Here is a 5,091-nt window from a genome sequence, read left to right as displayed (position 1 = left end):
GCGGAAGCCGTAGTAGTTTTCACACACCGCTAACAGTGCTTCTGCCCTTTTTTATCCTTCTACCTTAAAATGTCCGAAGTATTGCCAGAAAACAGGTGAAAAACAGGAATTTACCCGCAGCCCTGGTAAAATCAGGTTTCTGCAGAAATCTGTACCTTTGCGGTTTGATACGCCTTGATCCATGATTTCCATCAATAACCTTCACTTCCATTTCGGGAGCCGCACCCTGTACGAAGACGCCAACCTGCACATCAAACCCAAAGACAAGATTGGGCTGGTGGGGCTCAACGGCACCGGCAAATCTACCCTGCTGCGCCTGCTGGTGGGCGAGTACAAGCCTGACGGCGGCGGCATCCAGATGAGCCGTGATACCACCCTGGGCTTCCTGAACCAGGACCTGCTGTCTTATGACACCCATGAGAGCATCCTGAAAGTGGCCATGCAGGCCTTTGAAGAGGCTATTCAGGTGCAGCGCCGCATTGACGAGGTGCTGCATGAGATGGAAACCAATTACCAGGACGAGCACATTGACAAGCTGGCCAAGCTGCAGGAGCAGTTTGAGGCGCTGGACGGCTATAACATTCAGGTCAAGGCCGAAGAGATTCTGGAAGGCCTGGGCTTCACCACTGAGGAGCTGCAGCAGCCGCTGCGCACCTTCTCCGGAGGCTGGCGCATGCGCGTGATGCTGGCCAAGATCCTGTTGCAGAAACCCTCGCTCCTGCTGCTGGATGAGCCCACCAACCACCTGGACCTGCCCTCCATCAAATGGATTGAGAACTATCTGGCCGCCTATGAAGGTGCCCTGGTCATTGTGTCCCATGACCGCGAATTCCTTGACCGCACCACCAACACCACCGTAGAAGTATCTGGCGGCAAACTGAACGTGTACGCCGGCAACTACAGCTTCTATTTAGAAGAGAAAGAACTCCGCAACGAGATTCAGAAGGGCGCCTATGAGAACCAGCAGCAGCAGATCAAGCAGGCCGAGCAGTTCATTGCCCGTTTCAAGGCCAAGGCCACCAAAGCCAAGCAGGCGCAGAGCCGCATGAAGGCCCTGGAGAAAATGGAGCGCATTGAAGACGTGGCCGCCGATGCGCCCGTGGTCAATTTCAAGTTCCAGTTCACGGTGCAGCCCGGCCGCAATATTCTAAGGCTGGAGAACATGAGCAAAAGCTATGGCGACAAACTCATTTTCCAGAACACCCACGTGAACATTGAGCGCGGCGATAAAATTGCCCTCATTGGTGCCAACGGAAAAGGGAAGTCTACCCTCATGCGCATCATTGCCGGTGATGAGCCCATTAAAGGCGAGCGCCAGCTGGGCCACAACGTGATCATGGCCTTCTACGCCCAGCACCAGCTGGAGAGCCTGAACGTGGAGAACGAGATTCTGCAGGAAATGGTACAGGCGGGCAGCAAACGCACCGAGATGGAGTTGCGCGGCGTGCTGGGCTCGTTCCTGTTCACCGGCGACACTGTTTTCAAGAAGATCAAAGTCCTCTCGGGCGGCGAGAAAAGCCGCGTGGCCCTGGCCAAAACCCTGATTTCAGAAGCCAACTTCCTGCTGCTGGATGAGCCCACCAACCACCTGGACATGCAGAGTGTGAACATTCTCATTCAGGCCCTGGAACAGTATGAAGGTACGTTTGTAGTCATCTCCCATGACCGCTACTTTGTAGAGAGCGTGGCCAACAAGATCTGGTACATTGAGAACCATGAGCTGAAGGAGTACCCAGGCACATACCATGAGTACGAGTACTGGATGGAGCAGCGGGAGAAAGACCAGAAACGCTCTGTTTCCGCGCCCCAAAAATCGGCCAAGGCCGAAAACAAACCCAAACCCACAGCCAGCCAGCAGCAGGAACTGGAGCAGGAGCTAAAGAAAGCCAACCAGAAACTGAAGCAGGTAGAGGGGCTGGTGAACGAACTGGAAGCCAAGCTGAAAAACTGCGAAAACAAACTGGCCCTGCCCAGCACCTACGCTGACCCCAATGCCCTGCACGAGGCCACCCAGCAGTTCAATAAAGTCAAAGCCCAGCTAGACAAGGAGCAGACGGCCTGGGAGCAACTCATGGACCAGGTAGACGCCCTGGAAAACCAGTTGAAATAATTGATACCCCACGCAGGTATCTAAGAGCCTGTGAGGGTTTGTGTTTTGGGGCTGTTTTCTGAAAAACAGCCCCAAAACAGGAGAAAAGAACTTCTGCCCAGCACCAGATTTGATAAAGTTGCGCGTTACTAATGAACATCAGAGCCGTTGCACGGTTTTCATCAAAGCAGCAACCTGTCTTAGATATCTGTGCAGCAGGAAAGCCTGCCACCTAGAACACTGGAAAATGAATAGAACCTGGAGGAATCGCTTACTGTCACTTGCCCTTGCTTCCCTGGCCCTGGCCGGATGTGTGCCCGTGGAGCAGACCGGCTCCGGCACCGGGGCTTCTGGCACCGGGGCTGCTTTGCGGTATGAAGATGCGGTGTACACCTCAGATGTGCAGTCAGTGCAGCTTTATGCACAGAGTTACAACGTGGCAGATGTGCTGGCCCCGCCGGTGGTACCGTTGAATCAGTCGGGTGGCCTATTGCTGGAATTTGACCGTTTCTCTGCCCCCCGCGGCAGGGCGGTGGTGCGGCTCCACCACTGTGATATCAACTGGCAGCCCAGCCAGCTCCAGGCGCTCCAGTTTGTGCAGGACTTCAACGAGTTTTACATCAACCAGGTAGAAGCCTCTGCGGGCACCAAGGTTCCGTATTGGCACTACCGTTTTCAGGTGCCCCGGGTAAAACTGAGCGGCAACTACCTCCTGGAAGTCTCAGAGGAAGGCGGCAATCTTCTGCTAAGCAGACGGTACGTGGTGTTTGAGGAGCTGGTAACGGTGGGGCTGAGGCCGGTAGCCACTCCCGGCGCCGGAGACCGCTACGTGCGCCAGCAGTTAGACTTCAACGTATTTTACGCGCAATACCCTCTTGTGAACCCGGCGCAGGAAGTGAAAGTCATCATGCGCCAGAACCACCGCTGGGACAACGCCAAATTCTTCACCAAACCCACTTTTGTGCAGGAGGCGCAGCGCAGGCTGGAGTATCAGCTGTTTGACGTGGAGCAGACCTTTCTGGGCTTGAACGAGTTCCGGGCCCTGGACACCCGCAGTGAGCGGTTCAGCGGGTTAGGGGTGGAGCGCCGCGATGTCTCCACCTCGCCTGACCAGATTTTTGCCACCGTGGGTAAAAGCCGCGCCCGCGAAGCCTACAGCACCCAGCCAGACGCCAACGGCAAGTTCCTCTTCGGGAGCCGCGAATACGGCAACGCCCCTTTGAACGCCGACTATCAGCGGGTTTTCTTCCGGCTGCATTCCCCTGAGCCCGCCCCCGGCCCGGTCTATGTCTTCGGCGGTTTCACTGACTGGCAGCTGAAGGAAAATTTCAAGCTGACGTATGATGCCGCCCATCAGATGTATACCGGCTCTGCACTTCTCAAACAAGGCTACTACAATTACTACTTCACCGTGAAGGGTGCCAACGGCCAAGCCGATTCCCGTTATTACGAAGGAAGCCACTTCGCCACCGAGAACGTGTATGATGTGCTGGTGTATTACCGTCCGCCGGGAACGCGCGCAGATTTGATTATTGGGTACTCCAGCGTCCAGTTCAACCCGCAGCGGTAATGAATTGAGGTTCTAATTGATTGTTTTTTTTCAATCAAAGGAAAGGCGGGTGGGTGCCACTTGAGTTTTGCACCCACCCGCCTTCTCTTGTTTTCACTCTATTTCCCTAAAAAAGGCTAAAATATAAACCTAACCCGTAGCGGCGTTACCCTGTAACGCCGTGGTTCTACGCAGCTATACAAGTTCCAAAACCCGCTGCCCATCTTAGCAATTGAAATGCTCTTCATGAGAAATGTTTCTGGCGGGAGAGCCATTACAGTTTCATGGAACCTCGGCGTTACAGGGTAACGCCGCTACGTTTCTGGCCTACTTTTCAGAAAACAGCCCAAAAACGGAAATCACTTTCTCTCTTCCAGATAACTTTTCAGCTTTGCTACCAGCACATCATTGATGCGCACATAAGATTCCTGCGTCCAGCCGGCAATGTGCGGGGTCAGGATTACCCGCGGGTGATCTAGCAGATAGTTTAAACGTTCCTGTTGCTCCGGAGTCAACGTCTTCAGCTTCTCGTTTTCCAGCACGTCCAGCGCAGCTCCTTTTATCTGTCCGGATTTTAAGGCTTCCACCAAAGCCGCATGGTCTAGCACTTCGCCGCGGGCGGTGTTCAGGAGCCAGAACGGCTGTTTAAAACCTGAAACCAGCTGTTCATTAACAAAATGGTGGTTCTCCTGGTTGTACGGGAAGTGCAGGCTCAGCACCTGGGCCCGTTCCTGAATTTCCTCCAAAGAGGTCATCCGCACGTGCGGAAAAGGATTTTCCACCGTCTGCTTGTCATACGCCAGCACCTCACATTCAAAGCCTATCAGCCGCTTGGCGAACGCTTTGCCCATGTGCCCATACCCTAGCAACCCGATGGTCTTTCCGCCTATCTCTTCGCCCCGGTTCTCTTCGCGCAGCCAATGGCCTTCTCTTATTTGGCGGTCGCCTTCGGTGATTTTCCGGAACAGTGCCAACAGCAAACCCAATGTGTGGTCGCCTACGGCATCACGGTTTCCCTCAGGGGCGTTGAGCAAGGTAATGTTTCTGGCTTCCAGCACGCCGTCATCAATGTTATCCACCCCGGCACCGGCGCGGGCTACTACTTCCAGTTTGGGGGCATTTGTCAAAAGTTCAGCCGTAATTCTCAGCTTGCTACGCACCACCAGCATGTGGTAGTCTGGCAACAAAGCAGGAACGTCTTCTTTTTTGATATCAGGCACGTAGGTTACCTCCACACCCAGCGATTGTAGCATGGGGAGCAAGCTTTCATGCATGAGGTCAATGATAAGGCAGCGGAAGAGTGATTCAGAAAAAGGCATTAGTATAGATTAAGACGAAGTCTAAGGTGTAAAATTATTAATGAAGCTGTTTAGAGTTTAATAACTTCCAAAGAATTAGGGAGGTAAAAGTGTTTGCGACAACATTTCTCACCAAGCCCTAACTCAATGGAAGC

3 protein-coding genes are annotated in these 5,091 nt (G+C 53.7%); 2 read left to right on the top strand and 1 reads right to left on the bottom strand.

What is annotated here, in order from left to right; all coding sequences use genetic code 11:
- Window positions 1-181: 181 nt before the first annotated feature.
- On the top strand, window positions 182-2,110 hold the full coding sequence (gene abc-f / locus FHS90_RS22115) for a ribosomal protection-like ABC-F family protein (protein ID WP_066831422.1): 1,929 nt from the start codon (window positions 182-184) through the stop codon (window positions 2,108-2,110).
- Between the two features lie 226 nt (window positions 2,111-2,336).
- Window positions 2,337-3,659 (top strand): type IX secretion system plug protein, encoded by a 1,323-nt coding sequence (locus FHS90_RS22110; RefSeq protein ID WP_066831425.1) that lies wholly within the window; start codon window positions 2,337-2,339, stop codon window positions 3,657-3,659.
- Between the two features lie 338 nt (window positions 3,660-3,997).
- Here FHS90_RS22110 and FHS90_RS22105 read toward each other — a convergent pair whose 3' ends face one another.
- Complete coding sequence (locus FHS90_RS22105) at window positions 3,998-4,957, bottom strand: NAD(P)-dependent oxidoreductase (protein ID WP_182514611.1); 960 nt, start codon at window positions 4,955-4,957, stop codon at window positions 3,998-4,000.
- Between the last annotated feature and the right edge of the window lie 134 nt (window positions 4,958-5,091).

The organism is Rufibacter ruber (genome assembly GCF_014138425.1).
Classification (GTDB): Bacteria; Bacteroidota; Bacteroidia; order Cytophagales; family Hymenobacteraceae; genus Nibribacter; species Nibribacter ruber_C.
The sequence above is the reverse complement of the archived record's forward strand: the minus strand, read 5'-3'. Positions and strand labels throughout refer to the sequence as shown.

Coding starts and splice junctions, on each gene's coding strand:
- FHS90_RS22105 (WP_182514611.1), bottom strand. CDS start 4,957: ATGCCTTTTTCTGAATCACTCTTCCGCTGCCTTATCATTGACCTCATG.
- abc-f (WP_066831422.1), top strand. CDS start 182: ATGATTTCCATCAATAACCTTCACTTCCATTTCGGGAGCCGCACCCTG.
- FHS90_RS22110 (WP_066831425.1), top strand. CDS start 2,337: ATGAATAGAACCTGGAGGAATCGCTTACTGTCACTTGCCCTTGCTTCC.